Origin of the sequence: Vibrio chagasii (assembly GCA_041879415.1) — a bacterium.
In the GTDB taxonomy this organism is placed as follows: domain Bacteria; phylum Pseudomonadota; class Gammaproteobacteria; order Enterobacterales; family Vibrionaceae; genus Vibrio.
Window position 1 is genome coordinate 943147 of record CP090851.1, and the last position, 19280, is coordinate 962426.

Below are 19280 nucleotides of genomic sequence, written 5' to 3' on the forward strand. Positions count from 1 at the left end.
TTATTATTCTTTTTAAATGCCCGCTTAGTGATACCTAAAGTAAATGATGGCTTCACATTGAGTGGGCATTTTTATACTGGCTGAGCGGGGGACTGCAGCCAGTTTTGTCAGAGGTTTTGCTTATGCAGCTCTCTTTATCAGTGTTTACTTCTTACCAGAAGATCCAAGCGAACAGTGTTAGCACCAGGATACACACTAGGTTTAGAACCATACCAATTCGCATCATTTCTTTCTGCTTGATGTGACCTGAGCCAAATACAATCGCGTTTGGTGGTGTTGCAACAGGTAACATGAAGGCACAAGATGCAGCGACAGCGATTAATGCAGACAGGATAACTGGCGACATACCTAATGCTTCAGCAATGGTTGCGAATACTGGTACTAACAGTGCTGCACTTGCTGTGTTACTCGCAAACTCTGTTAGGAATACTACGAATGCGACTACCGCTAGAATCGTTAGTAGAACACCTGCTGTCTCTAAGAAGCCACTTAGTGAGTGCGCTAGGAATACACTGGTGCCAGTTGCTTTAAGGATGTTACTTAGACAGATACCGCCACCGAATAGAATCAATACACCCCAGTCGGTTGTCTTCTCAACATCTTTCCATTCCACCGCTCGAGAAGCGCCAAGTAGTACGATTGCACCAATTGCAACTAAGCTATCGAACTTAGAGAAGCCGCCGATCATTGCGTTGATTGGCTTACCGAAAATCCACAGAGTCACGGTAAGTAGGAAGATAGACAGTGTGATTTTTTTGCTGTTTGTCCATTCTACTGGCGCGTGATCTAGCTCGAACTTATGGTTAAGTTTTGGCTTAGTCATCACGTAAAGAATCAACATTGCGATTGGTAATAGAATCATCGAGATTGGTAGGCCAAGTGCCATCCATTCAGTGAAGCTAAGACCAACTTCCGCAGCAGCGATAGCGTTCGGTGGGCTACCTACTAGCGTTGCGATACCACCGATAGACGCACAGTAAGCGATACCCAGTAACACGAACACGTAAGTATTGCGGTCTTCACTTTGGTCTACTTTGTTCATGATGCCAAGAACAAGAGGAAGCATCATTGCGGTTGTTGCTGTGTTAGAAATCCACATCGATAAACCAGCACTCACACCGAATAACATGAATACCGCGACCGACATTCTGCCTTTTGCAATCAGTAGTACTTTGTCGGCAATCGCTTTATCAAGTTCTTGCTTGTTGAGCGCAGCAGCAAGAGCAAAACCACCCAAAAATAGGAAGATGATTGGGTTAGAGAAGTTCGCCAATGCAGCGGGCGTGTTGAAGACACCAAACAGGACAGCCAAGAGTGGAACAAGCAGAGCGGTGATGCTGACATGAATAGCTTCGGTTAACCATAGAACTGCAACGAACACGAGAATACTCAAACCAGTATTGACTTGTGATTCGAAAGGAAGGGTGTTGAGCAAGAGTGCGAATAGCGTGAAATTACCAATTAATATCATGCTGTTGCGGGTAAACAACCAGTGTTTCAGTGTAGTAACAAGTGCCGTCATAAGGCGCTCCTTTTGTTTATCCTCGTTTATTGATGCACTTGCTTCATTGAGCCGTGCTTATTGTTTTTCGAGGAATATTGACTTCATGTAGGGTTGGGCTTTGTTGAGGGAATGTTACTTAAGTTAATAAAGGAGCGTTGGTGTGTTTTTGTGTAACAGTAGGGAAATGTGAGGCAACAAATTCAAAATGTGTAGATTTCTACACATCGGTTTCTGAAGGGGTTGAAATAGGGCTTGGAATTGGTGATGTTTCTTGTTTTGGGCTAGATTGAATCGGCTCTTTCGGGCCAAGGAATTTCGGGGTTGTACCCATGATATACAGGTCTAGGAAGGCTTTGGTGCGAGCAAATACTTCACGTAAACGTATGGATGTTCCGGAGTGGTGAGTTGGGCCGGAAACCGCTAAACATTGCGCGTGAATGTCATACGAGTTGGCGATGAATAGCGCTCGTTCACAGTGGAATTTTTGAGTGATGATCAGGAAGTTGTCGGTATCGAAGATCTTCTTCGCACGAACAATCGAATCTAAGGTCCTAAAGCCCGCGTAGTCAAGGTTGATACGCTCATCAGGAACGCCAGCTTTTAACAAGTCGCGTTTCATGGTCCACGGCTCATTGTAAGAACGGTGAGCGTTGTCGCCACTCAATAGGAATTGGTCCACTTTTTCACGGTCGAACAGCTCAATGGCCGCTTCGATGCGGTGTTTGTAATAGTCGTTGAGCGTTCTACCTAAGTATTTGCTGGTACCCAGTACGACGGCAACCTCAACTTCTGGCACCTCATCGATGTCATAGATGATGCGGTCTTCCGCTTGCCACGAAACCCAATAATCAATCGCAATCACCGCAGCGCTGCCTACTAAGAACACTAGGAAGGCGCCATACAGAAAACCTTGCAGCTTTTTGTATGCTTTTAGTAAGTAGTTTCGGCAAATGTGAGAATTGAATTTCACTCTCGGCATAGTCCTTTGACTGAGCATTATTTTTTGAGTGCTCGATAATACCAAATAAAAATGAGAAAAATCAGTTAAAAAGACAAGACAATGTAAAGAAAAAAGCCCCTGCAATGGCAGGGGCTCTTGTAAGCGTGGTATTTGAGAACAAGTACGCTCTATTAGAATGCAGTACGCTTGTAGCGACGGTAAACCGGCTGCCAGAAGTGCTGGTCAATCGCTTGTTGTAGTGCTTCTTCAGTGATCTCTAGTGCAACACCTTGTTCAATCGCTTTCTTACCAACAGCAAAAGCAATCTTCTTAGATACTGTGTGGATCTCTTCCAGTGGTGGAAGTAGAGCGCCAGAACCATTGATTGCTAGTGGCGAACACGTTGCAAGTGCACGGCTCGACTCCATTAGCATTTCGTCAGTGATGCGTGAAGCGTTCACAGCCAACACACCAAGGCCAATACCTGGGAAGATGTAGCTGTTGTTACACTGAGCGATTGGGTAAGTTGTGCCGTTGTGAACCACTGGCTCAAATGGGCTACCTGTTGCTACTAGTGCTTGGCCATCTGTCCAACGAATGATGTCGTTTGGTGTTGCTTCAACACGGCTTGTTGGGTTCGATAGTGGGAACACGATAGGGCGTTCGCAGTGAAGGTTCATCTCTTTGATCACTTCTTTGCTGAATAGACCCGGAGCACCAGATACACCAACCAATACTGTTGGTTTAGCGTGACGAACAACGTCTAGTAGCGAGAAACCTGTACCATCGCTTTCCCAGTCTTTCGTGTTCGCGTTGGTTTGAACTAGGCGCTGTTGGAAATCAAGCAGGTTCTGCATGCCTTCCTGTAGTAAGCCCCAACGGTCAACCATGTAAACTTGAGAACGCGCTTGCTCGTCGCTGATACCTTCAGACACCATCTGAGCGATGATCGCTTCTGCGATACCACAACCCGCCGAACCTGCACCTAGGAAGGTCACACGTTGATCAGACAGTTTGCTACCTGCTGCTTTACAAGCCGCTAGTAGAGAACCGACAGTTACAGCTGCAGTACCTTGGATATCATCGTTGAAACAACAGATACGATCTTTGTAGCGCTCAAGTAGAGGCATTGCGTTCTTCTGTGCGAAATCTTCGAACTGAACTAGCGCATCAGGCCAACGACGTTGAACGGCTTGGATGAACTCTTCAACGAATGCATCGTAATCAGCACCTGTGATACGAGGGTGACGCCAGCCCATGTACATTGGGTCAGCAAGACGTTGAGGGTTGTTTGTACCAACATCAAGTACGATTGGTAGCATGTAAGCTGGGCTGATGCCGCCACACGCTGTGTACAGTGCTAGTTTACCGATTGGAATACCCATGCCACCGATACCTTGGTCTCCCAAACCAAGAATGCGCTCACCGTCCGTAACCACGATAACTTTAACATTGTGGTTTGTCGCATTATTCAGTAGATCATCGATACGATCGCGGTTCGGGTAAGAGATAAACAGACCACGACCACGACGGTAGATATTTGAGAAGTTCTCACATGCTGCGCCAACCGTTGGCGTGTAAATGATAGGCATCATTTCAGAGATGTGGTTTTGAACTAAACGATAAAAAAGCGTTTCATTAGTGTCTTGGATGTTACGAAGGTAGATATGCTTATCCATATCACTTTCGAAGTTACAATATTGTTTATATGCACGTCCAACTTGCTCTTGGATTGTTTCCGTTGTTTCTGGTAACAAACCTTCAAGGTTAAAAGAGCTACGCTCTTCAGCAGTGAATGCGCTGCCTTTGTTTAGAAGGGGTGTACTTAGTAGAGCAGGACCAGCATAAGGGATATATAGAGGGCGTTTATCGTTGTTCATTGGATGCCTAATATGGGAGAAAGGGTAACTGAAAAATGATAACGGTTTAGTTATTCAATTGTAAATACTTTCTCCCCGATCTTGGCAAACAAAATGATATTCTTTCTCCTATCCCACAGTTATCGAATTCTAACGTCATAATTCGTTATACTTTGCTCACATTTTTTCGCGGCTCTCTCTTTTTATGTCTCAACTTCCCATCGATAGCTATCAAAGTACTTTCCATCAACAGATCGCCGATTCTCACCTTGTTGTAGAGGCTGAAACCGGTTCGGGTAAATCAACGCGCTTGCCAATTTGGGCATCTCAACATGGGCGTGTGCTGGTGGTTGAGCCAAGAAGAATCGCTTGTACCTCGCTAGCTAAGTTTCTAGCGAAAGAATCGGGTGAGAAGTTGGGCAGCAAAGTGGGTTACGCCATCAAGCTTGAAGCGCAATACAACGAGCAGACTGATGTAGTGTTTGTCACGCCCGGCATTGCCTTACGTTGGTTAGCGGAAGATGGACTAGCCGGGTTTGATGTGATTGTGGTGGATGAATTTCACGAAAGGCGTTGGGACATCGACTTGCTGGTGGCGATCCTCAAACAGAAGGCGAGCCATCGTTTGGTCATCACATCGGCAACCATCGAAGGGGAGCGTCTCGCTGATTATCTAAAAGCGAACAGGATCAGTTGTGAGGGGCGAACTTATCAGGTTGATATCGAGCACAGAGCAAATGAATCTAGAGCTTTGCCGGATAGTCGACATCTAGAGCAACGCATCGCTGAAGAAGTGAAGCATCAACTTATTGCATCGCACGGCGATATCTTGGTTTTCCTTCCGGGCAAGAAAGAGATTGTGCAGTGTGAGCAAGCGTTGGCAAAACATCCGGATCTGCAAGTTGTTAAATTGCATGCCTCGGTGAGTGACAAGGAGCGAGATCTCGCGCTATCTGGTCGCAATGTGGCTAAGGACGATGGCGATGCTTTGCGTAAGGTTATTCTCGCGACTAACGTGGCTGAAACCTCGCTGACCATTCCCGATATTGGTGTGGTGATTGATTCGGGATTAGAGAGAAGAACCGTTCAGCGTAACGGCAGAACTACCTTGATGCTTAAATCCATATCTCGAGCGAGTGCCAAGCAGCGAGCGGGCCGTGCAGGTAGGGTAATGGACGGAGTTTGTATTCGTTTGTATGGCGAACATGCAGCATTAGAGCTAGTCACGCCACCAGAATTGCAGCGTGAAGAGCTGACTGAGCCGATGTTGGCGGCGGCATGCAGTGGTTTCACTTTGGAGAGTTTGTCTTTCCTCGATCCGATTCCAGAAAAGTCGCTACACAGCGCAACACAAACCTTGCTGACGATGGAAGCGATTGGCGACGACCATCAAATTACCGAGCACGGAAAAAAGCTTTACCCGCTGCCGATTGATGCTTTGTATGCCGACATTGTTACCCGTATTAAAACCAAAGCATTGAAAGAGGCGATGGTCGATCTAACGGCTGCATTGTCTGTCCCTGCTCGTTTATATCAGTTACCCAATAATGTTGAACATTTGGAAGCGCTCGTTCAGCAAGAAAAAGAGGGCTGTGATTTAACCTTGTTGATTCAGATTGTGCGTGGTCGCGATTATCCGCACCTTGAAATCGACCAACAAGCTTTGGCGGAAGCACAAGGGCTTGCCGAGCAAATGCGTGAAGTGTTTGAGCTTCCTCAGTTGGAAGTTGCGTCTCGCTATCAACGAACGGCCCTACTTGAAACCATCATTAAGCTGCATCCTGAGTTGGTGTTTGTACGTCGTTTAAAAAGAAGAGAGGCGTTTGCTAACGGGTCACTAGAGGTAGTACTTGGTCGACAAAATCGCTTTCCTGATAATGCGCAGGCTATGTTGGTGTTTGATACACACAGCCTTCCCGGGCGAGGAGTTAAGCAGACATTGACTCTCGCAACGACCACAGCACCAATTGTGCTTGATCTGATGGTCGAAGCGGAACTTGGCGAATGGCAACAGGGCGAAACCGTGGTCAATGATGATGGTGTGTTTACCGAGATGGATTTGGTGTACGCAGGTCGCACAATCACGACAAAACTGGTTGCAGCAGAAGGTCAGTTGTCCTTAAAGCCTATCGTGGATCTGGTGGTAACTGGTACTCAGCTTCCTGGTTTTGCTGAGGCTCGCACTCGAGAGATCAAGCATTGGCAGCTGTACGTCAAACTTGGGCTGGATGAGCAAACCAAGTTTACCTCCGATATCGAGCAACTGAGTTTTGAATCGTGGTTTATTGAGCAGCTTGAAGTGCTAGGAGTTACTGATGTCACTGAGCTTGAAATGTTTGATGCCTCGGACATTCCTTTTGAAGGTATCCCTAGTTGGCTATACACAGAGTTCGCTGAAAAGTACCCGTTCTCACTCACTCTTGCTGACTTGAACTTGGAGGTTGAGTACCTTGTCGGAAGAAAGCTGGTTTACGTTCATTATCAGTCGGGTAGTAGAAAATCGCCGCCGAAACGATGGGAGTTACCGACTTGGTCTGGCTGGCGTATTCAGTACAAAAAGGCGAGCCGAATTATTGATATAAAATAGATAGATAAGTTTTATCTTCAAAATATTAATCAAATAGGCGCATATATGATTTTTCAGTGGTGATTATGTTACAAATTTGATTTTTATATGCCATTTTAACCAATCAAAAGGTCATAAAAGACCATTCTTCTATATCCTATTGCTATAAAGAAAGAGTTGATAGATATTGAGTATATTGTGTTGCCAAAGTGTCGGGGGACATCATGGATAATCAGAAAGAGACGCGTGTAGAGTTTGATTACACAACTTTTCTTGGCGCCTCGTGCAGTAAAAAATGGACTTTTCTGGAAGCACTTACCACAATCGCTCCAGTGTTCAGTACCGTTTGGCGAGACAGCATCAAAGAGCTAGCAAGCCCAGAAGATCGCTTATGGCAAATGGCACTAAAATCGATGTCTACACGTAAAAGTGATGAATCGAACATCGTTACTTTGCTTAAGCTTGCCAAATTAGAAGGTATCAATGAGCTCAAAGTAGTGATGCCATATTCTCTTGAAGAAGAGCAGATCGAGTACATCGAATCGCGTAGTCATTTAGTGATTGCAGGTAATACTGGAGAAGAGTTTACTATTCGACTGTAAGCCTTGTACCAGTGAGAGCGATGCTCAAACAAGACTGAAAACTACATCTAAAAAGGGCCTCAATGTTGAGGCCCTTTTTGTATCGTAACGGTGTTTAAATCAACATGATGATTAATCGATTAACCCGTAGTCAGCACGCAATACGTCGATGATCTCTTGTTTAGGGTTTTCGCTCAGTACAATCTCAGCGCCAGTAATCTTTGCTGCGATATCAAGGTAAGTGCGAGAAAGAGACATCAGTGCATCCAATGGCAATTCATTGTCACGCGCTAGCGCTTCACGTTCTGGCATACGCTCTTTATTCAGTAGAATATCGGCATCAGGGAAGTAGTTAAGTAGGAACTGACGGAAACCTTCTTTTGAGTTTTCAACGATGTTGCCATTGTTGTATTGCTCTGTATCCCAGATACGAGATGAGTCAGGTGTGCCCACTTCGTCCATGTAGATAAGCTTCTCGTTACCTTGTGCATCGTTCACGTAACCAAACTCAAACTTGGTATCAACGAAGGTTTGATCGACTTTTTCTAGTGCGTCACTGATGACGTTAAAGCCTTCTTTCAATAGCTTCTCGTAGTGCGCGATATCGCTCTCTTGTGAGAAGTTAAATGCTGCAAAGTTATCTTGGATGTTCTGACGCGTGATGTTTACATCGTCCGCTTCTGGTACACCAGGAATGCCTTTCAAAATACCTTTAGTTGAAGGAGTGATAAGAAGCTCCGGTAGTTTCTTATCTTTCTCTAGACCTTCTGGCATTTCGATACCACAGAATTCACGCTCACCATTTGCGTAAGCGCGCCACATAGAACCTGTGATGTATTGACGACAAATCGCCTCAATCATTACTGGGCGAGCTTTTTGTACAATCCATACGAATGGGTGAGGGATATCAAGAATGTGGCTGTCAGCAAGCCCGTTGTCTTTAAAAAGCTTGAACCAATGGTTAGAAATAGCATTAAGCGCTGCGCCTTTGCCAGGAACACCTTTCAGGTTGCCTTCACCACGCCAGATACAATCAAATGCAGAGATACGGTCACTGATCACCATGATAGCTAAAGGAGCATCAGGTGCTACGTCGTAGCCTTTCTCTTTAATTAGTCGTTGGCTATCTTCTTCAGTTAACCAGTAAACCGAACGAACCTTGCCACTGTGGACAGGTTTATCAGTGCGGATTGGGAGGTCATCATTTACGGCAAGAACTTGATCAGCGAGGCTCATTTAGACATTCCTATCTTTTATCAAACGTCATACAGAGAAGTGCAATGTGCACATGATTAGACGGGCATTATACCCAATCTAACGTTTGCTTCCAGAGAAAAAGCAAACGTTTGCTAAATCTACTGTTCAAATAAAAACCCCTGCCTAACTATCCTCCAAATTTAAGGCGAATCGTAGGGCAGGGGAAGGCAGTATATTTGGACTATATTACTGAGCTATCTAGTAGAGCGATGTTGCTTAGTGAATGCGCTCGGAGTTCGCATCCATGAAGAAAACCTCACATTGGAAACGCATACCTAATGTTTTTAAGTATTGTTGGCTAAATTGATCAATTGACGCGCTAGCAACGATCGCACTCGCATTCTTAGAGCGGATTGCTTTCTCTACTGTTTCAGCTTCGGTCATTTGGTGAGAAGCTTTCATATGAATAACGCGGTCGCAGCATACGTTATGTTTCTGCAGTTGCTTAGCAGATGGTCTTGGTGTTTGAGCCGTAAATAGTAGCCATTGATGTTGGTTGGACAGCAACGCCATTTTTGCAAATAACGCTTCATCAGTTGAATGATGAGCTGAGCGAGAAGCTGATGCAAATGCGCCGTGAATTAGCGGGCTAGAGTGTTGTGCTTTAACGTGTGCTTGAATCATTTTGCTGTCCTTATATACATGCTGTATGTGTATACAGTAGTTTTTGTTGCTTATAAGATCAAGCGTTTTTTGCGGGATTATTGGACGATTTCTTATGTTGAAATGATATTTTGGTAATTAAGATGTTGAAATTATTAGATAAATTAAATTTGAATGATTTTTCTATTTTGTCTCAGAAATGGAAAAAAATGTGAGCTTTATACAGGTGTATACAGTAGTTTTCTGTCAAAACCACTGTATACACCTGTATAGAAGATAAGAAGATAAGAAGATAAGAAGATAAGAAGATAAGAAGATAAGAAGATAAGAAGATAAGAAGATAAGAAGATAAGAAGATAAACGCTGGACACAAAAAAAGCGCCTAAGGCGCTTTCTTATATTTCAACGGTGTAGCTTATCTCAGTGTTGCTTGGGAGAGTTTTGCTCTCATTTCCATCTCACCAATATTGAACTGGCGAACATCCATGGTCGCGATATCATTGCAGTCTTTACATGCATGATGGCACTTACCATCTAGGTAGTCGTGCTTTTTTACTAGGCTTGGCTTTTTGCACCAATCACAAACGCCTTCTATTGTGAACATATTCTCTCCTCACCTGTTTAAGTCAGGTGTATTTTCGGCGCAAATTATGACACAACAGAGACCTATTAGTTAATAGTTTGTTACTCGTTTTTGAGAGGGTGATCGATTGCAACACCAATAAAATCGATATCTCTGTGAGATGGAAAGATAAAGGTGTGTAATTGTTTACGATTTCGTAACACTTTGTAAGATGGTTTTTAGCGCGCTGTTCAAACGTTTCATTTCTTCATCACATCCTTGACCATCAGGGTGATAAATTTTCGATAGTTGTTTATATCTCACCTTAATGCTTTTCTGGTTAGGAATAGAACTCGGCGTGTAGCCAAATAGCGCACAAGCTAGCTGTAAATTGTTCGAACTTTTTGGGCCTTTTTGTTTCTTCAGTTCGTTGAACATGGTCTGCAATTGACGCTTTTGCTGCTTAATGGTGCGGTTCTTTTCGCTCAGTTGAGTTTCGAGCACCTGCTTCTGCGTTCCCAAGTCACTGGATTTCAGAATCTCTCTTTTTCGCGAGATCACCAGAGTCGAGCCGATACTCACGATAACAATCAGTAACGCCAATGCCGTACCAATCATATAGTCAGAGCCACTTAGGTTAGAGCTGAAGAGATTAGAACTGGAGAGGTTAGATTGCACTTGGTTAGATTGTATTTGCTGAGGCAACCCCTGACTGTTGTTTATTTCAGAGCCGTTACCCTCGTCGAGCTGCTCGATTGAAGAGATCTGTTTTGCACGTTGTTGATTGAACTGTGCTTCAAGAACACGGTTGTAGCCATCTTCTGCGTCTGGGTTGTCTGGTAATGCTGCTTCATACCAAAGTTGTGCCGCGTCTAGCGGGCTGAGTAGCTCACGTTCTGAGGAAGATTCGTAGAGCTTGGCGATTTCTACTGTCGCTCGCTTGTTCCCTTGCAATGCGGCTTTGATAAACCATTCCAAGGCCAATTTGTTGTCGGGTTTTCCATCCGTTCCTGCCAAGTAAAGTTCAGCCAATCTAAACTGTGCATTCGCATTGCCGTTTTCCGCGGATTGTGAATACCAATAGAATGCATCATCGATGTTCTGAGGGACGCCAACTCCTAGTTCATACGCCTGTGCCAATTGATATTGTGATACTGAATCTTTAGGTGATGAATCTGCTGCGTTACTTTCTTCACTTTTATTTGCCGCGTGGGCGAGGGAGGAAAGCAATAAAACAAGGCTCAGAAGCAGAGGTCTCAGGGGCGATGGTGATCGAAAATTGGATAGGAAAAGCAAAAGATAAGTCTCGTAAAAAGCCCAGTGCCGATATCAGTATCAAGACGCTATTTAGTGAACAATAAAGTCGTACAGCTTTAAATAAGCTATACGACTGACAAGCCACTATATAGCGGTTATTTCAATAGATAAAGGAGACTGGGCTTTAATCGTGCTACTTAAGTGGCAAGATTTGAATCTCTACGCGACGGTTACAAGCACGGCCTTGAGACGTGTTGTTGTCACATAGAGGGTAACGCTCACCGTTACCACGTGCAATGGCACGGCCTGCAGCGACATCTTGAGAGATCAAGAATGCACGAACAGATTCAGCACGGCGCTCAGAAAGGATTTGGTTAGTCGACTCACTGCCAGTGCTGTCAGTGTGACCTTCGATCACTAGGCTAGTGTCTGGGTATTCAACTAGGATACTAGCAACGCCACGAAGTGTGTTGTGAATGCTTGATTCAAGCGCGTAAGAACCAGAATCGAAACCGATGCCGTTTTCAAGGCGAAGTAGAAGTTGGTTTTCGCCAACACGCTCTACCTGAACACCAGAGTTCATCAACTCTTCACGAAGTGCAGCTTCTTGTCGGTCAAAGTAGTAACCAATACCACCGCCAACAGCAGCACCACCGGCAGCACCAATAAGAGCACGTTTACCACGGTCTTTAGAGTCACCGGTAGCAGCACCAGCAACGGCACCAGCGATTGCACCAATTAGAGCGCCTTGAGTTGCAGAGTTAGTCTCAGATTCGCCAGTAGTAGCGTTTTGGCGTTGAGTTGCCTGACAACCCGTAAGTGCGACAGTAAGCGCTAGGGCTAGTGTGATTTTTTTCAACGTATTTTCTCCATCATGTACTTCTGTCAAACGTATGGATTACGAATGACAAACATATAGTCCTATAGGTCCTATTGATGGTTTTTATCAATACGCTGAAGCAATGTAAAGAAGCTCTATGATTTAGATATCTTTTTAGGTGCCTGTGCACCGGCAACTGGTCGATTAACAGACAATTTACGACCTTTCTTCAAACCAACCTCGTAATCAGCAGTGAGATTTTTCATCGCCTCTTTAAGCTGTTGTTTGAAGGTTTCGCGGTCGATATTTTTGAACTCTTTATCGATGTAGTTATTGATCTTGTTGTTCGACTCTTCGTCTGGCGTGATCGTTGGTAGCTTCTCAAGTGCGCCTTCAACCCAACCTGATACAAATGAATTTACGCGACGGGTTACTTCTAATGTACCCGTACCAGACCCCGCAAAGCTGTTACGAAACTGGCCGGTATGCTCATTGAGTTCACGGTAGATGATATCGAAAGCAAAGGCTGCAAAGATGGCACGATCGGCTTCACCGATGAACTCTACGCGTTTAAGGCCTTTGTGGTTGAGCAGCACAGCTTCTACGCCGAACTTAGTATTAATACCACGAATAACACGAAGCAGTGTTGAACTGATATTTGCGGGTAATAGGTGCGTGGATTGAGTCTTGCCCATCTTGATAAATTCAATATCGTCTTTCTCAAGACCATATTTCAGCATCAAGTTATGCGCCATTTTGATTGCATTGGCAGCTTCGTTGACGTTAGCAGAATTACCAAGCTCAAGACACTTAGCTATTTTCTTTAGGGCTTTTTTCTTATCCATCGACTACTTAATCATTACCGCAAATTTTGAAAAGTCCGACATTTTACATGTTTTGGCGGGCAACAGAAAGCAAAACTCACTCTGTGGGCGAGTTGGGTTGGTAACAATTAATTAAGCAAAACGGACTTTGGAGCAGAAATAAAAACGCCATCAAGAGGATAGATGGCGTTCGTGACACGGTTTTTTAGAATGACTAGAGCATTCGCAAACTAGATACCCAGTTCATCAAGCAGATCGGCTGCTGAATCGTTGCCTGAACTTTGTGTTGGCTTATTGCCTTCCTGCATCTTTTTCTGAGTTGCTTCAAGAATGCTATCTGGGCACTCGTCTTCTGCAATCTCAAATTCTTCTAGTTGGATGAACTCAGTTTTGTCCATAGCTAGCTCAAGGTAGAAGATGTTGTTGTTTTCAGTTGAGAAGGTCACACGACGAGCCTGTGGGCGATCAAGGTTGGTATCAACAGACAGGTTTACTTGTTTGTTCAGTGCCAGCATTTTTGGTTGGTTTTGTGTGATGTTGGTTTGCAGCTCTTTGCGGATCTTATTAGTGAAATCACCAACTAGCTGGTTCATTAGCTCACCTAGAACATCACCGACCTCATCAGATGTATGCAGCACTGCTAGTTCATTTTCAGGCATGCCCATGTTACGCATGTAATTGGTGTAGATCTCTAATGCGGCTTTCGACGTAAAATTGATGACAACAAGACCAGAAAAGCCGCCGTCAAAAAGAACAAAACAACCAAAGTCTGGCTTTAGGCTTGTCTTGTTGATCTTCTGCACCATAGCTGAATAGGACACCTGAGAAGCCGTCGCTGAAGTAAGTACGCTTGAGACTGATTGGCAAAGCTTAAGAAGAATGTCTTCAGTAGTGACTGTTTTATTTTTTTTCATTGTGATGTGCTCGTGGAGATGTCTTAAACAAAATGTTATTCAATATATTGTTACTGAATTAAGACGAAAGTGACTATTTCTCCATTCTTGCACTGAGATTCTGATTTGATCACCTTTTTATATGATCTTAATAGTAGTAAAGTGACGAAATTCAAAGAAAATTATTAAAAATCTCAGATAACCCAATGCTGATAGGATCAGCGAAGTAGGGGCAGGAAGCAAATGTTACCAAGACTTCAACTCAATGCTGATGTCGATCCAGTTGTTGTACGCTTTTTAGATGAACTAAAAACAGCGGGCTTTACTGGCGACATTGAATCTCAATATTCTAGCCGTTTGGCGGTCGCGACTGATAACAGTGTCTATCAGCAACTGCCCCAGGCTGTCATTCTTCCCAAAACAACACACGACGTTGTGCTTATCGGTAAAGTGGGTTCTAAATCTGCTTATGAACGCGTAACTTTTTCTCCTCGTGGTGGCGGTACCGGAACCAATGGACAATCCTTAACTAAAGGGGTTGTGGTTGATTTATCACGCTACATGAATCAGGTTCTTGAGATTAATGAGAAGGAAGGTTGGGTACGAGTTCAGTCGGGTATCGTTAAGGATCAATTGAACGACGCGGTTCGCCCTTATGGTTACTTTTTCTCTCCAGACCTTTCAACCAGTAACCGAGCGACACTTGGTGGCATGATTAACACTGATGCATCAGGCCAAGGGTCATTGAAGTACGGTAAAACATCTGACCATGTGTTGTCTTTGCAAGCGGTATTTGCCGATGGTTCGTGTCTAGAGTCTGATTTATCACATGGCTTACCACAAGAGGGTGAGTTTGCTCATCATGCGCTTGCGGTTACCGAAGCGGTGTGTCGTGAAAAACGCGCTCAAATCCTCGATAAATTCCCACCATTAAACCGCTTCTTGACGGGCTACGACCTCAAGAATGCTATCAATGATGACGATGACAGCTTTGACCTTACTCGCGTGCTATGTGGCGCAGAAGGTTCTTTAGCTTTCATTACTGAAGCAAAGCTAAACTTAACTCCAATCCCGAAAGCGCGAACTCTGGTTAACGTGAAATACAACACGTTTGACTCTGCCCTGCGTAACGCACCGTTCATGGTTGAAGCGAAGGCTCTCTCTGTAGAGACGGTGGACTCAAGAGTATTGAACTTAGCGAAGCAAGATATTGTTTGGCACACTGTGAGTGACCTGCTGACGGACGTTCCTAACAAAGAGATGCTTGGCATCAACATGGTTGAGTTTGCGGGTCAAGATGAAGCGGAAGTTGAACAGCAAGTTCAAGCGCTGACAGCCAAACTTGAAACCATGGTTGAGAGCGAAGAAGCGGGCGTGATTGGTTTCCAAGTATGCAGTGATTTGGCGAGCATTGGCCGAATCTACAACATGCGTAAAAAAGCGGTAGGCCTATTAGGTGCGGCGAAAGGTCGTGCTAAGCCAGTCGCTTTTGCTGAAGATACTTGTGTACCACCTGAAAACTTGGCTGACTTCATCGCTGAATTTCGAGTGCTACTTGATTCGAAAGAGCTGAATTACGGCATGTTTGGTCACGTTGATGCGGGTGTTCTACACGTACGTCCAGCTCTTGACCTATGTGACCCTATGCAAGAAGCCTTGATGCACGAAGTCTCTGATGAAGTGGTTAAGCTGGTGGCGAAATATGGCGGCTTAATGTGGGGTGAGCACGGTAAAGGCTTCCGCTCTGAGTACGGTCCTGACTTCTTCGGTGAAGAACTGTTTACCGAGCTTCGACGTGTTAAAGCGGCATTCGACCCACATAATAAGATGAACCCAGGCAAGATCTGTACACCTTTAGAAAGTGACGCTGAGTTGGTGAAAGTGACCGACACCAAGCGTGGCTTTTATGATCGCCAGATCGACGTTCAAGTGCGCGACAGCTTCAAGCAAGCAATGGAGTGTAACGGTAACGGCTTGTGCTTTAACTACGACACCAGCTCGCCAATGTGTCCGTCAATGAAAGTGACTGCTGACCGTCGACATTCACCAAAAGGTCGTGCCGGTTTAGTCAGAGAGTGGTTGCGTCAGCTAACTGAGCAAGGCGTGGATATTCTCGATTTAGAGCAAGAAGCACTAAAAGACGATACTCCGGTCAAAACTATGGTTGAGCGCGTTCGTAATACCATGAACAAACGCCACGAGTACGATTTCTCGCACGAAGTACATGAGGCGATGAATGGGTGTCTTGCATGTAAAGCGTGTGCGAGTCAGTGTCCGATCAAAGTTGATGTACCAAGCTTCCGCTCACGATTCTTAAACATCTATTACTCACGCTACCAACGCCCTGCCAAAGACTACTTGGTGGCTAACATTGAAACCATGCTGCCACTCATGGCGAAAGCGCCGAAAGTTATCAATGCGGCATTGGATCAAAAGTGGGTTCAATCTGCAACTGCGAAAACGGTCGGTTATGTTGATGCGCCGCTGATGTCGGTGCCTACGCTGAAAAATCGTCTGGCAAGCAAAGAGCTGCAACTCTTCGATATTCAATATCTAGAAGGGCTCTCTTCGGAAGAGAAGAAGCAACATGTTTTGATCGTCCAGGATCCGTTCACTAGCTTCTATGATGCAGAGGTGGTTGAAGATTTTGTCACTCTGGCTCAAAAGCTTGGCAAAACACCTGTGCTACTGCCGTTTAAACCAAATGGTAAGGCGTTGCACATCAAGGGCTTCTTAAGTCGTTTTGCCCGCGAGGCGAAATCCACTTCTGATTTCTTGTCGATGGTCGCAGATATTGGTATTCCGCTAGTGGGTGTGGATCCAGCTTTGGTACTTTGCTATCGCGACGAATATGTCGAGATCTTAGCAGATAAGCGTGGTGACTTTGATGTACTCACTGTTCATGAATGGTTATTACCATCGCTCGGTGACTATGAAGCGCGCTCTGCAAGTGAAGAAATGTGGTATTTATTCTCTCACTGTACAGAGAAAACCAAGATGCCAAATGCTGAAAAAGAGTGGGGTGCTATCTTCCAACACTTTGGAGCAGCACTTACTAGTGTACCTGTTGGCTGTTGTGGTATGGCGGGGACGTTTGGACATGAGGTCGATAAGTTACAAATGTCGAAAGACATCTACGGTTTAAGTTGGAAGCCAAGGATTCAAGACTTACCAAAAGAGCGTTGTTTAGCGACAGGGTATTCTTGCCGTAGCCAAGTGAAGCGTTTTGAAGGTGAGAAGCTCGCCCACCCATTACAGGCACTCGCACAAATTCTTTAAACTATTTAGCCCAGCAATTGCTGGGCTTTTTTCTAAACTAACAATGGAATTGTTAATAAGGAAAGCTATGAAATTTCTTGAGTTGAAAGTCCCACCAGTTGCTCTGTTTATATTGGTTTTAGTCGCCTCTTATTTCAGTGCGCAACAGTTGAGTACAGGTGCGATAGGGATGCCGTTTAAACTGATTGTTCTTGGCGTTGGAATAGTTTTGAGCGGAGTTATTGGATTGGCTAGTGTTTGGGAGTTCCGAAAACAGAAAACTACCGTTAACCCAATTAAAGTCGAAACCGCCTCTACCGTCGTTGATAGCGGGGTTTTTGGATACACGCGAAACCCAATGTATTTGGGCCTTTTCATTTTACTGTTCTGCTTTGGTTATTTCTTCCAGAATATCTTCAGCGTCTTGCTGAGTTTTGCTTTTGTTATCTACATGAATCAGTTCCAAATCAAACCAGAAGAGCGAGCACTAGAGCAATTATTCGGTGCGGAATATGTTGATTACAAACAAAAGGTTAGGCGTTGGGTCTGATGTGGATTCAAAAACAATTAAACAATTAGATAAGAATTGTTATCATTTAGTTGAGCTTTATCACAAAACAATATAACCAATGTTTCATATTGTGTTTTTATAAAATAGCCTGCGCGTCATTATTAAAATGTATAAAAGGCTGGGTAATAAAAATGGTTCAGGCTAAATGGTTGTCGCTAGGTATCTATGCAGTGAGTCTGTCTTCAACGTCGGTGTTGGCAGATGTTTCAGCTCGAATTATAAACGGTAAAGAAGCGACAGACGGAAATTGGCCATTTATGGCTGCGTTGGTCTCAAGGAACGTGAACGCTTATGACGGTCAGTTTTGTGGTGCGAGCTTCATTGGTGAGCGATATGTATTAACTGCCGCTCACTGTGTGGAAGGTAATAGTCGTGAAGATCTAGACGTCGTGATTGGTGTATCCAATCTTTCTTCATCACAAGCTGCACAGCATAGGTATGCTGTTGAAAATATTTACGTGCATCAATATTACAACTCTGTAGCGACAGGCAATGACATAGCTATTATTGAGCTAGTAGAAAAACCGTCAGAGTCTGTGGTTAATCTCGTTGATGGTTATACTCGTGGCAACTTGAATGACGGCCAAATGCTAACGGTTATGGGGTGGGGTGATCAGGACGCATCCGATGGGTACTCATCGAAGAGTGAATTGTATCAAGTCAATGTTCCTTTGGTTAACCAGTACCAATGTAATAGTGTTCCCTACTATGGTTACTCCTTTATTGGCAATGACGCATTCTGTGCTGGTTACAGTGGCGGTGGTTACGACTCTTGTCAGGGAGACAGTGGCGGCCCAATAGTTGTATCAACCAATGGCGTGTATGAACAACTGGGTATTGTAAGTTGGGGAGAAGGTTGTGCACAGGCTAACGCTTACGGTGTCTATACCAATATCAGTCATTTTGACGATTGGATTGATGAGCAAACCATGGGTTTTAGTTACCGTCCAACCGAAATGCTAGGCGTAAGATCATTGGGAGAAAACTCTCACGTATTTAAATTTCATAACCAATCTGATCAAACAGTTGTAGTTACTCAAGTTTCTCCTACTTCTGCTACGAATGTAGTCATCGCTCATGACGGATGCCAGGGTTTAGCTATGTCTCAATGGCAAGTTTGCGAAGTTATTGTTAATTACAATATAGACTCTGTTGGTGAGCATGAATTTGGCATTGATGTTCAAACTGACGCATTAGTAGGTACTGTTACTTCAAGGGCTTCTGTAATAGGGGCACGCATTACAACGAGTGCCATGGCTGCTTTAGGGGGGGTACCTCACAGTGGCGCTTATAATACTGAAATTTGGGATGTAGAAGGACGAATTATAGTTTCACCACCCATTGGTAATGGTGAATCAACAACCTTCGTTGTTGAGGGCATCCCTAGTGGCACGGTTTCGTTTGATCTTACTGTATCGACGGAAGAGCAGTATGATTTTGTTGAGATCTACATTAATGGTAAAAAAATCGACAGAGTATCGGGCAAGCTTTCTGGCTCAGTAAACCTCCCGTTAGTTCGAGATACTAATAATAGTTTTATGATTGAATATGTGAAAGATGGGGCCTTTTCTGGTGGGGACGACAGAGTTACGATCACTAACTTTGCGTATACCGATGAGATAAAGATATCTAAGTCCGAGGGCACGCAGAATGCAAAAAGCTCAGGTGGTGGCAGCGGTGGTTCACTGGCTTGGCATTGGCTAATCGCCCTTTTAGGCGGTGCGATTGTACGTAAGTCATTTTCACCACTGAAGATGAAAGGTGATCAGTAAACTATACTACTGA

15 protein-coding genes are annotated in these 19280 nt (G+C 44.4%); 5 read left to right on the top strand and 10 right to left on the bottom strand.

The annotated features are described in order from the left end of the window. Positions 1–151: 151 nt before the first annotated feature. From L0991_04245 to L0991_04255, 3 genes are all read right to left on the bottom strand, one after another. The gene (locus L0991_04245) at positions 152–1522 is read right to left on the bottom strand and encodes a DASS family sodium-coupled anion symporter (protein XGB63282.1); all 1371 of its coding nucleotides are present in this window, start codon (positions 1520–1522) and stop codon (positions 152–154) included. A 199-nt stretch (positions 1523–1721) separates the two neighbouring features. Beyond that, complete coding sequence (locus L0991_04250; protein XGB63283.1) at positions 1722–2474, bottom strand: YdcF family protein; 753 nt, start codon at positions 2472–2474, stop codon at positions 1722–1724. A gap of 161 nt (positions 2475–2635) precedes the next feature. Continuing rightward, positions 2636–4324: an NAD-dependent malic enzyme gene (locus tag L0991_04255; protein ID XGB63284.1), complete on the bottom strand. Its 1689-nt coding sequence runs from the start codon at positions 4322–4324 to the stop codon at positions 2636–2638. Between the two features lie 184 nt (positions 4325–4508). Here L0991_04255 and L0991_04260 point away from each other — a divergent pair, with 184 nt between their 5' ends. Next, a complete protein-coding gene (locus L0991_04260) occupies positions 4509–6890 on the top strand; it encodes a DEAD/DEAH box helicase (GenBank protein XGB63285.1) in 2382 nt (793 codons plus the stop codon). A 203-nt stretch (positions 6891–7093) separates the two neighbouring features. After that, a complete protein-coding gene (locus L0991_04265) occupies positions 7094–7471 on the top strand; it encodes a transporter (protein ID XGB63286.1) in 378 nt (125 codons plus the stop codon). Between the two features lie 111 nt (positions 7472–7582). Here the strand turns inward: L0991_04265 and L0991_04270 are convergent, their stop codons facing one another. The 7 genes from L0991_04270 to L0991_04300 all read right to left on the bottom strand — a co-directional run bounded on the left by L0991_04270 (position 7583) and on the right by L0991_04300 (position 13687). Continuing rightward, complete coding sequence (locus tag L0991_04270; protein ID XGB63287.1) at positions 7583–8686, bottom strand: phosphoribosylaminoimidazolesuccinocarboxamide synthase; 1104 nt, start codon at positions 8684–8686, stop codon at positions 7583–7585. 237 nt (positions 8687–8923) lie between these two features. Beyond that, positions 8924–9331, bottom strand: coding sequence for a hypothetical protein (locus L0991_04275; protein XGB63288.1), 408 nt, complete (start codon positions 9329–9331; stop codon positions 8924–8926). A gap of 394 nt (positions 9332–9725) precedes the next feature. After that, positions 9726–9914 (bottom strand): hypothetical protein, encoded by a 189-nt coding sequence (locus tag L0991_04280; protein XGB63289.1) that lies wholly within the window; start codon positions 9912–9914, stop codon positions 9726–9728. Positions 9915–10079: 165 nt separating this feature from the next. Continuing rightward, complete coding sequence (locus L0991_04285) at positions 10080–11168, bottom strand: J domain-containing protein (GenBank protein ID XGB63290.1); 1089 nt, start codon at positions 11166–11168, stop codon at positions 10080–10082. Between the two features lie 154 nt (positions 11169–11322). Continuing rightward, positions 11323–11988 carry an OmpA family protein gene (locus L0991_04290; protein ID XGB63291.1) on the bottom strand — a complete coding sequence of 222 codons (666 nt, stop codon included), beginning with the start codon at positions 11986–11988 and terminating at the stop codon, positions 11323–11325. Positions 11989–12104: 116 nt separating this feature from the next. Beyond that, entirely contained in the window at positions 12105–12794 is a 690-nt protein-coding gene (locus L0991_04295) for a DUF2786 domain-containing protein (protein XGB63292.1), read from the bottom strand. 209 nt (positions 12795–13003) lie between these two features. Continuing rightward, positions 13004–13687, bottom strand: a complete 684-nt coding sequence (locus tag L0991_04300) for a DUF3334 family protein (protein XGB63293.1) — start codon at positions 13685–13687, stop codon at positions 13004–13006. A 222-nt stretch (positions 13688–13909) separates the two neighbouring features. Here L0991_04300 and L0991_04305 point away from each other — a divergent pair, with 222 nt between their 5' ends. From L0991_04305 to L0991_04315, 3 genes are all read left to right on the top strand, one after another. Further along, the gene (locus L0991_04305) at positions 13910–16945 is read left to right on the top strand and encodes an FAD-binding oxidoreductase (protein XGB63294.1); all 3036 of its coding nucleotides are present in this window, start codon (positions 13910–13912) and stop codon (positions 16943–16945) included. A gap of 67 nt (positions 16946–17012) precedes the next feature. Further along, positions 17013–17474, top strand: a complete 462-nt coding sequence (locus L0991_04310; protein ID XGB63295.1) for an isoprenylcysteine carboxylmethyltransferase family protein — start codon at positions 17013–17015, stop codon at positions 17472–17474. Positions 17475–17626: 152 nt separating this feature from the next. Beyond that, positions 17627–19267 (top strand): trypsin-like serine protease, encoded by a 1641-nt coding sequence (locus L0991_04315; GenBank protein ID XGB63296.1) that lies wholly within the window; start codon positions 17627–17629, stop codon positions 19265–19267. Positions 19268–19280 lie beyond the last annotated feature (13 nt).